Here is an 18,413-nt window from a genome sequence, read left to right as displayed (position 1 = left end):
CTTTGGACTCCACCCTTCTTTTCCCTATCGATCCTTCCGCACAAGATCCGCATACGTCTCCCGCTCGATCACGACCCGGGATTCCCCGTTATCCACAAACACAACTGCCGGTCTCGGTATCCGGTTATAGTTACTCGCCATTGAATACCCGTAGGCCCCCGTACTGAACACAGCCAGGATATCCCCGTAATTCGTCGGCGGCAGCATCAGGTCCCAGATGAGCATGTCGCCAGACTCGCAGCACTTCCCCGCGATGCTCACAAGCTCCGTACATTCCTCATTCGGACGGTTGGCCAGTACCGCGTGATACTTCGCCTGATACAGCGCCGGGCGTATATTATCCGTCATCCCTCCGTCAATCGCCACATAAGTGCGCACATCCGGGATGATTTTCTTTGAGCCCACTTTATACAACGTCTTACCTGCTTCCGCCACCATGCTTCGACCCGGCTCCACCCAGACTTCCGGGAGTGGGTATTCATTTTTGGCAAAATAGGTTTTCACACTATCCGTTATCCCCTTGACATAGGTCGGAATCGGCAGAGGCTGGTCTTCTTCCGTATACCGGACACCAAATCCGCCACCGATATTCAGAACCGGCATCGTGACGTCCAAATCGATCCGGATCCGCTGCATGAAATCAGACAATATCCGGATCGCCTGATCAAAGCCTTCCTGTTCAAAAATCTGAGATCCGATATGGGAATGGAGGCCGAGCAATGAGAAGTACGGCTTCCTGATCGCAAGCCCAATCGCCGTTGCCGCCTGACCGTTTGAAATGCTGAATCCGAACTTCGAATCTTCCTGGCCCGTCGTGATGTATTCATGAGTATGGGCTTCCACGCCCGGTGTGACCCTGATAAGGATCTGCACCTCCTGCTCCCGCTCTTTTGCCAGGTCATGAAGCAGTTCAAGTTCAAGGAAACTATCGACGACAAAGCAGCCGATTTCAGCTTCAAGAGCCATTCTAAGCTCCTCTTCGGATTTGTTGTTCCCGTGAAAATGGATGCGTGCTGCCGGGAAACCAGCTTCAAGTGCCGTATACAATTCCCCGCCTGAGACCACATCCAGGGAGAGGTTTTCTTGCTCCGCCAGACGCACCATTTCTTTACAAAGAAATGCCTTACTCGCATAGGCAACCTGATATTTCAGACCACTTTCATGGAATGCATCCCGGAACGATTTCGCATTCCCGCGGATCATCCCTTCATCATAAACCATCAGGGGCGTGCCGTATCTTTCGACAAGCTCTCCCGTACCGATCCCCCCGATCATTAAATCCCCTTGAACATTCACATCAACTGTACTCATTTTCCCTAACTCCTTTAGACTCTCTAAAAAAACACAAAAAAACCGTATGAAGCAGATGCTCATACGGTTTTTCATCAAAGTTTACGGAAACATGATGAAGACTATGTATTAACATCTCTTCAATAGTGCTCCACAACCTTTTGCATTGTGACAGTCCAGCATTTCTTCAATGCTGGCCCAACAAAAAATAGAATTGGCTATTTTCTGCTTCGGCGATCTGCCTTTCCCAACTTATCCCGGAATCCATTATTCTCAAAGAAGGTACTCATCATTCTCGCGCCTCTATTATCAGAGAGTGACTGTATATTTTTTATTGGCATAACTATATCATTCTCTTGAAATGGTTGTCAATTGGTTTCTGGATATAGCGTGATTTCGGAGCTCGTATTACCATTTATTTCAAAAATACGCATAAACTATGGGGAATGACGCAATTAATTTAATAACGACGCAATTACTTCCATTATGACGCAATCACCCTCGAAAACGACGCAATCAAGGACGATTTTCCCACAATGATGTGAATGTGATAGTCTGAAGCCCTTAAAAACCACCAATCAAGGATTAAAAAACTATTATTAACTTCCTTAGTGAGGATTTTTCCTCTAAAATGAATTTAAAATAAACGATAGTGTATGTATCAGAAAGGAGTGCTTCCCATCAAAGAACTGACTCTCGGTATCATTTCATCCATGTTCTTTGCCGTCACCTTCATCCTGAACCGGTCCATGGAGCTTGCCGGCGGAAGCTGGATGTGGAGTTCGTCCCTGCGTTTTTTGTTCATGCTCCCTTTCCTTTTCCTTATTGTAGGTTTACGGAAGAATATAAATCAAGTGTGGATTGAAATGAAGAAGAAGCCATACGAGTGGCTGACGTGGAGCTTTGTCGGGTTTGTCCTCTTTTATGGTCCATTGACGTATGCGGCAGCATATGGACCTGGCTGGCTTGTTGCGGGCACGTGGCAATTCACGATTGTGGCAGGGATCCTGCTCGCTCCCTTGTTTTTCACATCAGGGCCTGTAAGGCGGAGGCACGCCATTCAAAAAAGGGCTCTCGGCATTTCCTCGATCATTTTAATCGGAGTGCTGTTCATCCAACAGGAAAATGCCAGTGGGCTGTCTCTTTCAGAAATGATCGCAGGAGTCTTACCGGTGATCATCGCAGCATTCGCTTACCCCCTTGGGAACCGTAAAATGATGGAGGTATGCGGTGGGAAGCTTGATACGTTCCAACGGGTACTCGGCATGACGATCGCAAGCACCCCCTTCTGGTTGATCCTTGGAAGCTATGCATTTTTAAAAGTAGGCGTTCCCTCCACTGGTCAAGTGACACAATCCTTTATCGTGGCCGTTTGCTCAGGTGTGATTGCGACTTCCCTCTTTTTCCTTGCGACGAATATGGCAAGGCATCATCCCGGGAAGCTCGCGGCAGTGGAAGCGACCCAGTCGACCCAGATCCTGTTCGTCATCATGGGTGAAGCGGCCATCCTTTCCGTTCCCATTCCATCAGGGTTTGCTCTCCTCGGCATCCTCCTGATCATCGCCGGCATGATCATCCATACCGTCAACGTGAAAAGAATGAATGCCGGATTGGTGAAACCGGTAAAATCCGCAAGCTAAAAAGGAGGAGCACCCCACTCTTGGGCTGCTCCTCCTTTTTCTTATTTAAATACCTGCCTTCTCATCCACTGGGTCGCAGCCCATTTGTCCCCGATGACAACCGGTGCACCGCCATGGAGCGTCAAGTCATTCAACTCTTGATTATCATAGAAATATTCGAAGTAAACCGCCATTCCCTTTTGAGGGGAAACTGAGAGATTCAGCTTCGGGAAGTAGGTTTCCCCGCCTTCCTCTACGTCATTCAAATACATGACAAGGGTACTGATCCTCGGATTCTTCACAGGCCTTGCCGATGCCGAGAAGAAATCGAAATGAGCCTTGTATTCCTGTCCCGGTTTATAGTTCAGGATTTGAAGACCTTCCCCGTGCTCAACGGGTATATTCATAATTTGAGAGACTCGCTTTTCAACACGTGTCACGACGTCATGACTTTCTTCCAAAAAGACAGAACTGCTCGTTCTCAGTCCATCGACTGTCCTTGTGTTCCCGATTTTTGAACGCTCGACACGGTCCTTAGACAATTGGATGAGTTCATCACATTCTTCATGACTCAGCACATTGCCAAGCACGACGATCAATGGCTCCTCCATTTTCGCGATGATCTGGATATCCCGGTCTTCCGTCTTGATTTTATTCCCCGTGTGGTGGAAAATCGTTTGTTCCTTTACAGCTGTTTCAGTCGTATTCATTGCCAACTTTCATCAACCTCTTATCGTATTTTTAACATTCTGAATTTTTACATTGGTGGAAGCATTCTTTGAATCTTCCAGACTGGAAAAACGATAGCAACTTTAGGCATAACTGTATATTTTATTCGGTTGTTTCCTCCTGCATGTCAAAATATGAGAGTGTATTTTCATCTATTTTACACCCGGGATGAGGGGAATTCTATCTTTATTTTTTCTGTTTCCGCTGAAAAATAGTGTAGTTGACTTGGGTCTAGGATTGGCGCGGGTTCAGGGATGTCACAGAAAGGACACGTAGTCAAAACTCATAAAAAAAGACTGCCGGATCCCTTCCGACAGTCCACTAATTTATTTTTTCAACCCTTCATACTGTACCAATACTTCTTTTAAGATCTCACTATCCGTAGCAAGTCCGCTCACTTCCTTCAAAACATGAGCTGGTCCATGTTCCTTGATCATGCTCTGGATTTCCATGGCCTGTTCGTCTTCAGGATTGTCGAACAGGAGCGCTGCTGCAATCGCTTTGGCGAGATACGAATAAGACAGTCCCGCTTTTAGAGCCTCGGTGGTCGGACGGATCAAGCGGTCATCAGAACCAAGCTTTCTGATCGGCGCGCGTCCCACACGGGTGACATCATCATTCAAGTAGGCGTTTTTGAAGCGTTCGATGTTTTTATCAATATAAGCAAGATGGTCGTTTTCATCCAGACCATATTGCTTCACAAGATAGGCACCTGTTTCTTTCAACGTCTCCTTCACTTGTGCAGCGATTGCGTCATCGGCCAATGTCTGATCAATGGTAGATTTCCCTTGCAGATATCCAAGATAAGCTATGACAGCATGCCCTGTGTTCACCGTGAACAGCTTCCGCTCGATGAAGGGTGCAAGATCTTCTACGATCGTCATTCCTTCAACAGGCGGGATTTCTTCCGTCGTCTCAACCACCCACTCGTAGTATGGCTCAACGAGGACGTCCAATGAACCTTGATCCTGCATCGGTACAATGCGATCCACCGCTGAATTGAAGAAATAGACTTTGCCTTCAAGCTTTGCAGCCGTATCTTCATCAAGATTTTCCAAGATATGCTTTTTCAAAATATCCGTTGCACCGATCTGGTTTTCACATGCGATAACGTATAACGGTTCATCTGAAGAGGCAACTCGCTTAGCGATCCCTTTAGCGATCAGGGGTGCGATCCGTGGCAGGATGTTCGGTCCGATTGCCGTCGTCAGGTATGTAGACGAGACGATCGTATCGATCACTTCCCCTTCCTGATGAAGGTTGTTCAGGCCGGACACATTCTCGATCGTTTCTGTTTCCATCGTTTCCGTTGCAAGCTTCACCTCATAGCGTCCTTCTTCATTCAGTTTATTGATCACTTGTTCCGCAATATCCACAAAGGTCACATGGTAACCTGATTGGGAAAACAATGCTCCGATAAACCCTCTGCCTATGTTTCCTGCTCCAAAATGTACGGCTTGTTTCAACTTCATCATTCCTTTATCAAATTAGTTTGTAAGTAGTCCAGAAAGATTTCTTCTAATTTCTTTAAAATGATCGATTCGTTCGTCGACGAATAAATCATCATCGATCGATGATCTTCGATTAAACTTGTAGAAATCAGGCTGAGGATTTCCTGTTCCCGCCTGCTCAATTCTTCCGGGGCAAGCATCAGGAGAAGGCTCTTCATCTCCATCTCCGCACCATCCATCCCCTTGATCTTACAAGGTTCATCCAGATGGGCAACCTGAAAGATCAGTTTATTTACGTTATCATCACGGCAATGGAAAAGCCCCATATTCGTGTTCGGGATGCCCAGTCCGCCCTTTTTCTCCCTTTCCATCAATTGGTCCAGGACCACTTGAGGCTGTTGCAGAAGTCCGTCCCGGTCAGCCTGTTCCACCATTTCACCCAGGATCCTGACGTGATTTCCAGCCGACTGCTTCCGGTACACGCGGAAATTGGTAAGGATGGCTTCCATGCTGGAATGGACATCTTTGATTTCCTGAAGGAGCACTCTCACTTCGGCTTTCCCATCAGACTTCGGGGAGGGTTTCAAATATTTTTTCCTCGTCAGCTTCTCGACGTTATTCTGCAGATAGCTTTGGATGAATCCGATGTCCTTCTCACTCAATAATGGACTCACCAGAATATACTCCACTTCCGTAAAGGGAAGCCTGACGGTGGAAATGACAATGTCGTACTCCTCGAGATCCGCTTTCTGAAAATCCTTGATCGACAGGATTTCCACCTTGTTGATCATGCTCAGTTCCCGCTGGATGCGGCTGGCGAGCATCTTTGAGGTCCCGATTCCTGTGGGACATACGACCACGGCCTGGATATTGACCTTTTCTTCATTCATCAGCATGGCGGACCCAAAATGAAGGACGATGAACGCCACCTCATCATCTGGAAACGAGATATCCTTAAACTCCATTTCCAGGCTCTTTTTTACCGCTAGAAATAAGACCGGATACTTCTTCCTGATTTCATCCGTCAGGGGATTGAAAAGATCGAGCTCCTGTTGCAAACGGAAGATCGACGGTCCCATATGGGCAAGGAGTCCCTGGAACAGGGAAAAATCATCGGACAGATCCACGTGGAGATCTGCCGACACATCCTTGATGACATTTTTGATGAGATGCCCAAGGAGGATGCTGTCGTAGTAAACGACTTCTGGATCCTGCACCTTTGATCCTTTCAAAATGACCGTCAAGAATTGGACGTCCAGATAGTTGATTGAAACCGAAAGCCGCTGTTTCAGTTCCCGGCATATCCTATCCATCAACAGGAACTCACCTGATGCCTCTTCTTCAGATGGTTCCCTTTGCTGTAACCCGAAGCCCTTTTCCGTTCGCTGGACAGTCAGGCAGACATGCACGACAAGACCGATATAATCGCTGTCCGTTAATGTGATCTGCTCGTCTGCCAAATGTTGATTCACCACCTGGTCGACGGCAAGTAAATAATCCGGTTTGAAATAACCGAGAACCGGTTCATCAAGATGATGACCCTTTTGCAACCCATACAGGGTCTCGATGATGTCTTCATAAAAATGGACAAGAAAAAAACTTGCCAGGGCATGACGCTTGTCGGCTTCTTCCGCCATAAGCTCCACCCCCACCCCTCGTTTCCTCGTCAGGGTGATACCGTACTTCTGAAGCCAATCGGCAAGCTCATCCAGATAAGAAGACAAGGTCGTCACGCTGATTCCGAGCTGACTCGCCAGCACCTGTTTTTTAAAAGAAGGGCCTTCATGCATAAGGATGATCAGGAGATTCAGCTTTCGTTCCTCAGGTGTTTCGTCGGTCGGATTTACATCCGCAAGATTTTGTATTAAACGATAGATATGCTCATTCTTCCCATCGATGAATAGACCTTCATTGGCCGTCCTTTTCAATTCCAGGTGGTACTGTTTTAAAATGCTTTCGATTGATTTTAAATTTCGCTGTACGGTTCTTCCGCTCACATTTAAAAACGCAGAAAGAGAGTACACGGTATGTTTCCCTGATGTTTTTACAATCAATTCAATAATGGCTTTTTCCCTTGATGTAATAAACATACTTTCCCCTCTTTCCCTGGCATGAGCTATTTTTCAAAACAAATGAGAACAGAAAGGCAGGGATCCCGCCTTTCTGAATGATGTCTCTAGTTGCTGTTGATGATGTCTTTCAGTTCTTTGGCTGACTTGGCCTGAACCATCTGGTCGACGTTTTCCTGCTCTGAGCAGACAACGGCGATGCCGGATAGGATTTCTAGATGTGTACCGTCTTTACCGGCGATACCGAAGATCATCTTCGCCTTCTCTCCGTTGAAGTCGACGCCGTCGGGAACTTGAACGACGGTGAATCCGGATCTGATGACGGCTTTCTTCGCGTCTTCCGTACCGTGTGGGATCGCTACATCGTTACCCATATACGTAGATGTGATTCCTTCTCTATCAATCATAGCATCTACATAGCTTTCTTCCACATATCCTGCTTTCACAAGGGCTTCTCCAGCGAAACGGATCGCCTCTTCTTTCGTGGCAAATGACTGGTTCATAAAGATGTTCTCTTCAAGAAGAAGATCATCATCGTGATCGGCATTCGGTTCAGCGTTAACCGCTTCTTCCTCTGCCTCTTCGACAATCTCTGCCTGCTCATCCGTAATCCCGTCCTGAAGACTCGCGATCAGCTTGTCATACTCAGGGCTGGATAAAAAGTTATCCACAGAGATATGATACGCATTCGGAAGCTTATTTTTCGCACGAGGCGTCAATTCCTCCTGTGTGATGACTACTTGTGCATCTGATGGCAGATTACTGATGGACGTGTTTGTGACACTCACATCTAGATTCGCTGCCTTCACTTTCTTCCGGAGAAGGGAAGCACCCATGGCACTTGAGCCCATCCCTGCATCACAGGCAAAGACGATTTTGTTCACTTCTTCAGGCATTGTCCCTTGGCTCACATGGCCGGCAACGGAACTTTTCTTGCCTTTCATTTCCTGCATTTTCTTTGTTGCACCTTCGATGTCTTCATCTGTTGCTTTACTTGATTTCAAGACGATGGCAGAAACGATGAAGGATACGACTGTTGCAACAAGGACCGCTGCAAAGTTAGCAAGATACGCCATTCCTTCAGGAGGTGTAACGGCCGTAATGGCAATGATACTTCCAGGTGACGCCGGTGATACCAGTCCTCCACCTAATAAAACAAGAGTAAATACCCCGCTCATTCCACCCAGGATGACGGAGATGAATAGCATCGGCTTCATCAATACGTATGGGAAGTAGATTTCATGAATCCCACCAAAGAAGTGAATGATTCCTGCTCCAGGCGCTGATTGCTTCGCCGTTCCTTTTCCAAAGAACATAAAGGCAAGCAGGACACCAAGACCTGGTCCCGGGTTAGCCTCTAATAAGAATAGAATCGATTTTCCACCCTGTTGGACCTGCTCCAGCCCGATTGGTGACAGGACACCGTGGTTGATGGCATTATTTAAAAATAGAATCTTCGCTGGTTCGATCAGGATACTGGTTAATGGAAGCAGGCCTGCTGCAACCAGCCAGTCAACACCTTCAACGAGTAGACTTGTAAATGCGTCCACTGCAGGTCCGACACCTAAGAATGCCAGAATGGCAAGGATTCCCCCAAGGATACCAGCCGAGAAGTTATTCACGAGCATTTCAAATCCTGCCCGTATCTTCCCTTCGATCATTCCATCAAATTTCTTGATCACATATGCTCCAAGCGGCCCCATGACCATGGCCCCCAAGAACATCGGTGTGTCAGGTGCACCGACAATGACACCCATTGTCGCGATGGCACCCACGACCCCACCGCGCTGGTCGTGTACGAGTTTACCTCCTGTATAACCGATCAATAACGGTAACAGGTACGTAACCATCGGCCCGACCAGTTTGGCAAGGCTTTCATTTGGAAAGAACCCAGTTGGTATGAACAACGCTGTAATTAAACCCCAAGCGATAAATGCACCTATATTCGGCAGAACCATAGAACTGAGGAAGTTACCAAACTTTTGTACCGCAACTTTCATATTGGATTGCGCCACTTCTCTCATCCTTTCATGTATAAATAATCATTTCTTATTTTAATGATAGGCCTTACAGCATGGGGGTTTCAAGAATGATGAAAACTAACTTTGTCACCCTGGTGACGACAAACCTATTGTTTCTCTGAATGGGGAAGATATTCCGGTGGTGGATCAAGAAAAAAAGGGAACAGCATGGTACTGTTCCCTTCAAGCGGTCAATCCAGCTTCACCTTAACCGAATCGTCCAAGTATTTGGTGGTACTGTAGCCGTCGATGATAAGCTCTGTAGGCACGACGTCATCAGAGGAGCCGTCGTTGTAAAAATCAATGGTTTGTTCCGTTTCAAAGTAACGGGGCTGGTCCAGTTTCTCGTACTCATATGAACCTGGCTCATACTTCTTGCCATCCTTGTCCATCAATATGCCATCACCGCCACTGACTCCGATTGAGTAGTAATCTTCCTCTTCTTCCGCAGTCCGATAATATAAATAGTTTACATTTTCATACTCACGGTCTTTCGGCAAATCGTGTGTGAGGGTCACTTGTGTCGGGCTACCGATTTTGATGTCATCGATGGTGATCGTGTTACCGAGATACTCTATCGTATCCGGCAACTCTTTATTTACATCAAGTTCAATGACTTGTTGATCCTTTACAAAAAGATGAGCCGCTCCAAATCGGATGGTTACATTCTTAGGATCATCAAAATAGAGCGTGTCAAAGGCCGTTTTAAAGGAATTCCATCCCTCATTATCAGAAGCTCCTCCGTACATCATGCCCCCGAATTGATCCGCCTTCCATTTTTTATCTTTCGATTCAATCGACTCAAAGGTCATCATATCGATCCGACCATCCTTTTCTTGCTCCTGAAAGCTATATTCAAGAACCGTTGCAGTTGGCGCGATCGTCATTTGATCCAATCGGACCGGTATGCCTGCCACTTCCATCTTCTTATCCAGCTTATGGACACGGGATGGCTGCTTTTCGAATGGAATCTCAAAGCTCCACCCCCCTTCGGCAAATCTCATTTCCCCGCCGCCGATCCATTCGCCGGTTGAAGGATCTTCGTTTAATTGCATGAGTCGTACAATCTGTAATTTTATCGTCCCCTCGTCCACTGAGACCGGCTGGAGACTGATGGTTCCCCTATAGACATTTTTCTTATCATTATGTAGGTTTTCCTGATCCCGGGGAGGAGAATAGAAACTGGATTGCTCGTCCCTCTTCATGACATCGTATTCGTTTTCGATGATGACCCCTTCATAAGGGTTCATCATATAACGATTTCCCCCCTTCATGTCTTCTACTTCATAAAAGACGAGCGTCTGCACGTCATCCGCGACAACACTCTTGATCGTAACCTTTACACCGTCACTCTCCGACTCCAGGTCGAGACGTTCACCAAGATTGTGCTGGAGAATGGCCCGGAGCTGTTCATCATCCTCCGTGTAAGAATAGTAGAGACTAGCAAATCCACCGGTGATAAACCCTGTGACAATCAGGAGTACAAATACTCCCGCGAAGGAAAGGAGGATCGATTTTCGTTTCTTCCTCCGCTTCTGTCTCTGTGCTTCCCTTTGATCCAGTCTGTTTCTGACTCTCTCCATGACATCTGCCGGTAGATGGGTCTCTTCTGCCAATTCGGCAAGGGCGAGAGTCACTTCCTGAAACGAAGCAAGGTCCTCCTGACAATCCGTGCAGTGATATATATGTATTTCAAAATCCACCTTTTCCGGTCGATCCATCGTTCTTCCTAAGTAATCCAGATAATACTTCTGATATTCGTGGCAGCCTTCTACTTCAGGGTCCTTCCCCATCATTTCACGAAGCTTCCGTATGCCTCTGAATAAGCGGGATTTCACTTCATCAATTGGAATATCAAGTATCCGGGCTACCTCTTGCTGGTCGCACCCTTTCATATAGACTAATGCCACCGCTTCTTTATCAGCTGCTCCCAGTTGATGGAATGGGTGAAAGGGATCTTCATCTGAACCCAAAGATTGTTCGGATACCTTTTGACATTCCTCCAGAAAAATCTTAGTAGCCGTAGGAGCCTTCTTCCGTTTACGAGCCTCATCCTCCAGGCGGATAATCGACCGGTAAAAAAGATCCTCCATCTCCTGATGATGATTCATGTAAACCCGGCCCAACGCATAGAACGAATGCTTCTCCTCTTCAAACCGGGCAATGATCGATTCCATTTCCCTTTCATAAGTCCTGCTGACCGGCATGGTACCGGTTTCAAGTTTCGCCATAGCTGTCTTCCCTCCTTCCTTTTTCCTACTAATAATTATTTCAAAATTCCCAATACTTCACAATGCTTTTCTTGAAAATGATGCATCAAACATAAAAAAGGAGGTCTGGATCACGTTGGATCCAGACCTCCTTCTTCCTATTATAATCGATCGATTTCACCCAACTGGGATTGCATATCCAGCTTCACCATCTCTTGAGCTTTAGAAAAGGTGAACACTTCATTCGATACCCAGTGATTATATAATTTAGCCAGGGCGTTCCGGTGATAGACCGTGCCTTTCACCTCTGTAAAGAAATAGATGATCAACAGGTTGGTCACGTCGACTGGAAGGTTCTTTTTACGTTCTATTCCCTTCAATGAGAGGATATCTAATCCTCTTAATGGACTGCCGATCACGGATTCCGCCATGTGAAAATGATCAGCTGTCTGACATAATGCCACGAGATCCGGATTCAATTCTTCAAATTTCAAGTGAATTCCCCTTTTATATCGTACATAGATAGTGAACGAAAGATCGTTACACTTCAGGTCCTCTTAGATTGTAAGATTAACTACTATGTAGTATAACAAAAAAATGGTACAGGCAGACACTCCAGTGTGTTAATTTTTACTTAACCAAAACTCCATGACCTTTTCATTCGAGGAAGGATAGATCAACCTCTTCACCTGGAGCTCCGTCAGATAGCACTCGGTGACCCAATCAGGCAGGTCGACACTCTTCTCCTTCCACAGACGGGTTCGCTCCAATGCATCCTCAACACTCATCTTCACCCATGTATCGGTGATCATATTCTCCCCACCGACAGAATCATCTTCTACCAACGGATGAAGGGAGCGATTATAGTATGGTAGGCCTTCACCGACATGGCTTATGTTCCTCACCCATATGGTGCTTTCCCTGGGAAGGAACCCAATCGTTCTCGCACCTGACGTTTGCATGGTGTTCTCCTCCAGATAGCAGAAACAACCAAACCAATCCCGGTCAGCCTCTTTCGGAAAGATTAATTCTGTCGTGTAAATCGTTTGGCCGGTATGAAACAAATTATGAACGACACGGTTGATGAAAACCGGATTCTTCTCCATCTTTTTAGTAGGTGATCCACATATGAATCCATTGTGATGGAAACGGATCATCTTGACGAATTGCATGGCGCCCCCTCCTTCTACGGTGAATTTTATTCAAGGGCATACCTTGCCAAATTCACTCTATAATGGAGGTTATTCCCTATATAAAATGACTTCAAACAAAGTATGAGGAAAATACAGATAAAAAAAAGAGCGTCCATGTAAACGCTCGTTATCTTTCAATCTACTATATTTGCTCATTTAACGCACGTTCGAGAGTCGACGTGACCGAAATATTTTCAAATGAAATGCCGAGTTGAATCGCCGTTTGGGCAATTTCCGGACGAATTCCGGAAATGGTACTCTTCACCCCGATCAAACTCAGGCTGTCGATGATCTGGAATAATTGCTGGGCGACCATGGTATCCACCATAATGACACCGGAAAGGTCGATGAATAAGTGCTCGACATTCTTGTCCACACATTCTGCCAAAGTGTGCTCAAGGATGTACCTAGCTCTGCCCGTATCGATGTCGCCAATCAACGGAAGGACACCGGTTTTCTTATTTAATAATATGACGGGGGAGCTGAGTTCCCGGATCATTTCCTGCTGTGCCTCCAGGCGCCTCTGTGAATACTCGTAATTCTCTTCTGCAAACTTTGATATGACAATGCTGAATGTTTTAATGATCAGTTCCCTGAAATCATCGATTCTTCCGGACGGAAACTCATCACCATGCTGACGGACAAACTCCTGTAAAATTCCTAAATACTGATCCTGTGTTCGAAAGAATTCCCTTAGGATATAGTGGGTAGGCGTGGATAAATGTTCATTATCCTTGGCAATTTCTTCAATCCAACGTTCGAAGTTAGACAGAGCATCCTGCCCTACATCTTTAAATAAAACACAAAAGCGTTCGTGAAATTCATGATTTTGCCGTTTTAACGTTTGAATCACATGGGGATCCGTTGACGCATACACGCCTGAAGAATCACTTTTATCAAGGGAATCATACCAATCCTCTGTCAGTTGCCATGTACGTGCGCTCATAAATTCGTAAAACTTCTCCGCTACCTTCATAATCGACCTGCTTTCTATAAGACAAGAGAATGTGAACACTTATCCACGAGAGAGGGAGCGATGTTCTACATATGCTTATAACAGTAATGTACTATGACTGGGGCATAAAGGAAAGAAAAAAATTCATCCGGAACAGCCAACTCAACACATTGCACTTCATAAGGAAAAAGACATGATTTTTTAGGAGTATGCTGACAGGAACGGATGACCTTTTACATTTTTTCTCAGAAGTCAGCCGCAATCCTTTGACGCCCGCCGAAGAAGAGATTTACCATTTAACGTGACCCCATAAAAGGGATCGACACAGCCAATAACTAAAATCCATTTCATGGTGAGCGCTCACCATGAATGAACTCTAAGAAAGAAGGCGTATGGAATATGTGTGGAATTGCAGGCTGGATTGATTGGACAAGAGACCTTTCAGATGAGGGGCGGACCTTGAAGAATATGACTGATGCCATTGAGCACCGGGGACCGGATGCAGAAGAGAGCTGGCTGAAAGGTCATGCCGCACTCGGGCACCGCAGACTAATCGTCATCGACCCGGATGGCGGCAAACAGCCGATGCTCTATCAAAACGGTAAGAACACGATTGCTTTAACGTATAATGGAGAGCTTTATAACTATCTGGAGCTGCGTAATCAGTTATCAGAGAGGAATCACCGGTTTACAACAAATTCTGATACAGAAGTGCTACTGCATGCTTACCTTGAATGGGGCGAAGACTGTGTCCGTCATTTCAACGGCATCTTCGCTTTCGGGATCTGGGATGAAGAGAAAGAAAGGCTCATGCTCGGCCGTGACCATTTGGGGGTAAAACCTTTATTCTATACGATAAAAGAGGACCAGATTATGTTCGGTTCCGAAATTAAAGCCTTACTTGCCCACCCTGACGTACGGGCAGAAATTGGTACAGAAGGCTTATCTGAAGTATTTGGACTTGGACCGATGAAGACACCTGGGAAAGCCATTTTCAAAGATATATATGAAGTTCGCGCCGGCCATTATATGACCGTGACGAAAAATAATCGAGAGACCGTCCAATATTGGAAACTGGAAAGCAAGGAGCATACAGATGATGTCGAAACGACTGTGCGAACCATTCGTGGACTGCTTGAAGATACGGTCAAGAGACAACTGATCGCAGATAAGCCGCTCGTGTCCATGCTCTCCGGCGGCCTCGATTCAAGTGGACTCACGGCGATTGCAGGGAAGGAGTTCAAGGAGGAAAACAAGGTGCTTCCAACCTACTCCATCGACTTCGTGAACAATGAAGAAAGCTTCAAGGAAGATTTCCTGAGACGCGACCTTGATGAACCATGGGTGAAGCGGGTATCAGAGCATGTCGGGACGGATCATACATCGATTGTATTTGATGCAGAGAAACTTGTAGATAACCTCCTCACCCCTATGCGTGCAAGGGACCTGCCGGGAGTAGGTGAAATTGAGACCTCCCTCTACCTATTATTTAAGGAAATGAAAAAAGATGCGACCGTCGCATTATCGGGGGAATCCGCTGATGAAGTGTTCTCCGGGTATCCATGGTTCCATCAGCAGGAGTTCCTCGATGCCGATGTGTTCCCGTGGCTCCTGAATATCGGAGGGATCGCCGGCGTCCTGAAACAAGACTTAAAGGAGAAACTGAAGATCAAGGACTATCAACAAATGCGCTACCAGGAAGCACTTGCAGAACTCCCTAAGTTAGAGGGAGAAAGTGACGTAGAGGCGAAGCAAAGAAAGATGTCGTATATGTTCATCACCCGCTTCCTTCCATTTATGCTGGACCGGAAAGACCGGGCAAGCATGATGACGGGCTTTGAAGTCCGGGTACCCTTCTGTGACTACCGACTCGTCGAATATCTATGGAATATCCCGTTCGAAATGAAAAATATCGATGACATTGAGAAGGGCATCCTCCGCCGGGCATTCAAGGGATACCTGCCAGATGACGTGCGGAATAGACGGAAGAGCGCCTATCCAAGTACGAAGGATGACGCGTATCTTGCTGGAGTCCAGAAGTGGATGATTTCCATATTGAATGATCCAGCTTCCCCGATTCTAGAGTTAATTGATGTAGAGGCTGTCAGAAAGATTGCAAACGGAGAAAGCAGCCTTCCTGATTCCAGTTCAAAAGGTTTATTGGATTATTTAATCCAAGTGAATGGATGGTTGAAAGAGTACAGCATTAAAGTGGCGATATAATCTGCAGGAGCCATGGGGACTGTTCCCCTGGCTCCTTTATCCTGTTTATGGTGCTGGTACTCCGTCGAATTGTATAATTATTTATCAATTTCCGGGGAAATAGTTGTAGAAGTATGTAAGATTATTGCCTATCGAATGTCCAATCAGACTAATAGTAACAGGATGTATTCATTTCCTGAAGTTGACCCTCATTTATTTTATCTTGCCTACCTCTCCACTAAATGGAATAATATACCTATAAATAGATGTATTTCCAAGGAGGAATGACCTATCCGCACTGCAACTGAAGTCGAACATTATTTCCACACTACTGAAATCAGCACCTTCTCCATTAATGAAAACGAAGACACTCTCGTATTCAGCACGAACCTTAACGGGACCTTTAATCTTTGGGCCATGGATCTTCCCCACTTGTTCCCTTATCGGTTAACGACCATCAATCAGAATAGCAGTCTCATCCATCTCCATCAAAATCAAATCATCGCCACATTCGAGAAGGATGGTGATGAAAATCACCAATTACATCATTTGCCCAAATCAGGTGGGACCCCTATCCCCTTCCATAAGGAGGAATCTGGTTCAACCTGTTATCACGCCTGCTTTACAGATCAGGAAATGTATTACTCCACCAATCATGAAAACCCTTTGTTGAATATCTATAAAACCGATTTACAAACGGGACATACCACCCTTATCCAACAAGGTGATCATGCTCTGATCGTTGTGGCAGCCGCCTCTTCCGATGGGTCATATGTATATTTAGAAACCTACTCCAACACCCATGCCACTGCCTTTTACCAGATTGGAGATCGTAAAGTGCCCCTGGTACCGGATGTTAACACCGTTCATACAATCAAGGATATTTGCTTGACCAGGGAGTTTATTTATTTCACAACGAACTATGGAAAAGAATTTTCATACCTTGCTTCTTTTAACCTTTCAACCTATGAATTCAACCCTCTTTTTGCATTAGATAAAGAAGAAATCACTTCGATCCAGTTTCATCAACAATCGAATAAGATCGTCATGACGGCGGAAAAAGGCGTAAGGGATCATCTATATGTCTATGATTTGTCGACGGGTGAGGGAGAGAGAATCGATACCCCCTGCGATGTCGTCAAAAAAATAATAGTCACCAAGAATGGAAGCCTCTTTGTGCTTGGAATTTCTGCTGACAAAACGGATACCATTTTCAAAAGGGAAACGAACGGCTCCTGGAAACAGGTGACGAATACCAAAGTACTTGGCGTGCCTGAAGGAAACATGATTAAACCGGACATCGTCCGCTACGAAAGCCACGATGGCCTGGAAATCGAAGCCCTCCTGTACAAACCGGAGAATGCGAATGGAATCACCATCCTCTGGCCGCATGGGGGACCCCAGAAAGCAGAGCGTATGATCTACAGACCTGTTATTCAGTACCTCGTCCAAAGCGGCTACACCCTCTTCGCCCCCAACTTCCGGGGCAGTAAGTGCTACGGAGCAACATTCGAAAAGATGGTGGAGCGAAACTGGGGGGACGGACCTCGACACGACTGTGTCGCTGGAATGGAATGGCTCATACAAGAGGGGGTTTCTCAAAAGGGCAAAATCGTGGCGATGGGCGGAAGCTATGGCGGTTATATGAGTCTGCTTCTAGCAGGAAGACATCCCGAGTATTTCTGTGGGATTGTCGATATATTTGGCATATCGAATCTATTAACCTTCCTGAAAAATGTTCCGGCAAGTTGGAGAACCCTTATGGATCAAATGGTGGGTAATCCTGAAACAGACTATGAAAAGCTTGTAAGAGACTCACCTATTACCTATATCGACCATATGAATTCTCCGATGTTCATCATACACGGGGAGAACGATCCAAGGGTGAAGACTGAGGAATCGGAGCGAATTGTAGATGAATTAATAAACAAAGGGGTCTCTGTTGAGTATCTCTTGTTTGATGATGAAGGTCATGGTTTTTCTAAGAAAAAGAATGAAATGCGGGCTAACAAAGGAATCCGCAAATTTCTGGATGGACTGGTGGAGGCAGATCATGAGTGCCGCCTCCAAAGATAGAGAGGCTATTTAAAATGAGTCCGCTCCTTCAAGACATTTTTTTGATTTCCCCCTTGTTCTGAAACCCGTTTCATACATTATATTGAAGGAGAAGGTGAGAAATCACATTCATATGATTGGCGTAACGCAGTATGGCGGCGTGACAATCTTCACCTGAAGTGTTCATATTATATGGACACTTTTTTTCATGTTCACCTTAATTTATGCTGATATGGAACAATGAAAACCCCGATTCTGAAAAGAGTCGGGGGTTCTCAATTTACCTTATTAATGCTCCTATATGCAGAGTACCTCCTGAACCAAGGTTGAGGGCAAAAATATTTTTTTAATAAAATGTTTGAATATTCTATAAATGGTTAGTATAATAGAAAAAAGGTCAAGGAGCTGATGATCATGAAGAAGTATTTGCTGAACTCACCACAGTCTGATGTAAATCACATGGATTCACTATTTGCAGAAATGATATTGGACGAGGCACTGCTGACATTTCGGAAAGAGCAAATCGCACAAGGGATTGACCAGGCATTATGTAACCGGAATAAAAAAGAATTCCTGCGGTTGACGGAGGAATTGAAGGAAATTCAGAGTGTGGGATAAT

Annotated in this window: 13 protein-coding genes and 1 riboswitch; of the genes, 4 read left to right on the top strand and 9 right to left on the bottom strand. The window is 45.7% G+C overall.

Annotated elements, in window-relative coordinates; genetic code table 11:
• Positions 1-24: 24 nt before the first annotated feature.
• Entirely contained in the window at positions 25-1,311 is a 1,287-nt protein-coding gene (gene lysA / locus V8G47_RS06600; protein WP_336199404.1) for a diaminopimelate decarboxylase, read from the bottom strand.
• A gap of 115 nt (positions 1,312-1,426) precedes the next feature.
• A riboswitch (Lysine riboswitch) is annotated at positions 1,427-1,604 on the bottom strand.
• A 366-nt stretch (positions 1,605-1,970) separates the two neighbouring features.
• On the opposite strand from lysA, the gene V8G47_RS06595 reads away from it, so the two are divergent.
• Positions 1,971-2,930, top strand: a complete 960-nt coding sequence (locus V8G47_RS06595; protein WP_336199450.1) for a DMT family transporter — start codon at positions 1,971-1,973, stop codon at positions 2,928-2,930.
• Positions 2,931-2,971: 41 nt separating this feature from the next.
• On the opposite strand, the gene V8G47_RS06590 is transcribed toward V8G47_RS06595, so the two are convergent.
• The 8 genes from V8G47_RS06590 to V8G47_RS06555 form a co-directional block, all read right to left on the bottom strand.
• Positions 2,972-3,619 (bottom strand): 2OG-Fe(II) oxygenase, encoded by a 648-nt coding sequence (locus V8G47_RS06590; protein ID WP_336199449.1) that lies wholly within the window; start codon positions 3,617-3,619, stop codon positions 2,972-2,974.
• A 345-nt stretch (positions 3,620-3,964) separates the two neighbouring features.
• The gene (locus V8G47_RS06585; RefSeq protein ID WP_336199403.1) at positions 3,965-5,104 is read right to left on the bottom strand and encodes a mannitol-1-phosphate 5-dehydrogenase; all 1,140 of its coding nucleotides are present in this window, start codon (positions 5,102-5,104) and stop codon (positions 3,965-3,967) included.
• Between the two features lie 5 nt (positions 5,105-5,109).
• Positions 5,110-7,179: a BglG family transcription antiterminator gene (locus tag V8G47_RS06580; RefSeq protein WP_336199402.1), complete on the bottom strand. Its 2,070-nt coding sequence runs from the start codon at positions 7,177-7,179 to the stop codon at positions 5,110-5,112.
• 86 nt (positions 7,180-7,265) lie between these two features.
• Complete coding sequence (locus tag V8G47_RS06575; protein ID WP_336199448.1) at positions 7,266-9,173, bottom strand: PTS mannitol transporter subunit IICBA; 1,908 nt, start codon at positions 9,171-9,173, stop codon at positions 7,266-7,268.
• A gap of 197 nt (positions 9,174-9,370) precedes the next feature.
• Positions 9,371-11,410 (bottom strand): DUF4179 domain-containing protein, encoded by a 2,040-nt coding sequence (locus tag V8G47_RS06570; RefSeq protein ID WP_336199401.1) that lies wholly within the window; start codon positions 11,408-11,410, stop codon positions 9,371-9,373.
• Between the two features lie 140 nt (positions 11,411-11,550).
• A complete protein-coding gene (locus tag V8G47_RS06565) occupies positions 11,551-11,883 on the bottom strand; it encodes a hypothetical protein (protein ID WP_336199400.1) in 333 nt (110 codons plus the stop codon).
• Between the two features lie 129 nt (positions 11,884-12,012).
• Positions 12,013-12,561 carry a hypothetical protein gene (locus V8G47_RS06560; protein WP_336199399.1) on the bottom strand — a complete coding sequence of 183 codons (549 nt, stop codon included), beginning with the start codon at positions 12,559-12,561 and terminating at the stop codon, positions 12,013-12,015.
• Positions 12,562-12,724: 163 nt separating this feature from the next.
• Positions 12,725-13,558: an STAS domain-containing protein gene (locus V8G47_RS06555; protein WP_336199398.1), complete on the bottom strand. Its 834-nt coding sequence runs from the start codon at positions 13,556-13,558 to the stop codon at positions 12,725-12,727.
• A 378-nt stretch (positions 13,559-13,936) separates the two neighbouring features.
• On the opposite strand from V8G47_RS06555, the gene asnB reads away from it, so the two are divergent.
• From asnB to V8G47_RS06540, 3 genes are all read left to right on the top strand, one after another.
• Complete coding sequence (asnB, locus tag V8G47_RS06550) at positions 13,937-15,760, top strand: asparagine synthase (glutamine-hydrolyzing) (RefSeq protein ID WP_336199447.1); 1,824 nt, start codon at positions 13,937-13,939, stop codon at positions 15,758-15,760.
• A 396-nt stretch (positions 15,761-16,156) separates the two neighbouring features.
• Positions 16,157-17,815, top strand: a complete 1,659-nt coding sequence (locus V8G47_RS06545) for an alpha/beta hydrolase family protein (RefSeq protein ID WP_336199397.1) — start codon at positions 16,157-16,159, stop codon at positions 17,813-17,815.
• Between the two features lie 393 nt (positions 17,816-18,208).
• Positions 18,209-18,412 carry an IDEAL domain-containing protein gene (locus V8G47_RS06540; protein ID WP_061810063.1) on the top strand — a complete coding sequence of 68 codons (204 nt, stop codon included), beginning with the start codon at positions 18,209-18,211 and terminating at the stop codon, positions 18,410-18,412.
• Position 18,413: the final 1 nt, after the last annotated feature.

The organism is Rossellomorea sp. LJF3 (assembly GCF_037046045.1).
In the GTDB taxonomy this organism is placed as follows: Bacteria; Bacillota; Bacilli; order Bacillales; family Bacillaceae_B; genus Rossellomorea.
The sequence above is the reverse complement of the archived record's forward strand: the minus strand, read 5'-3'. Positions and strand labels throughout refer to the sequence as shown.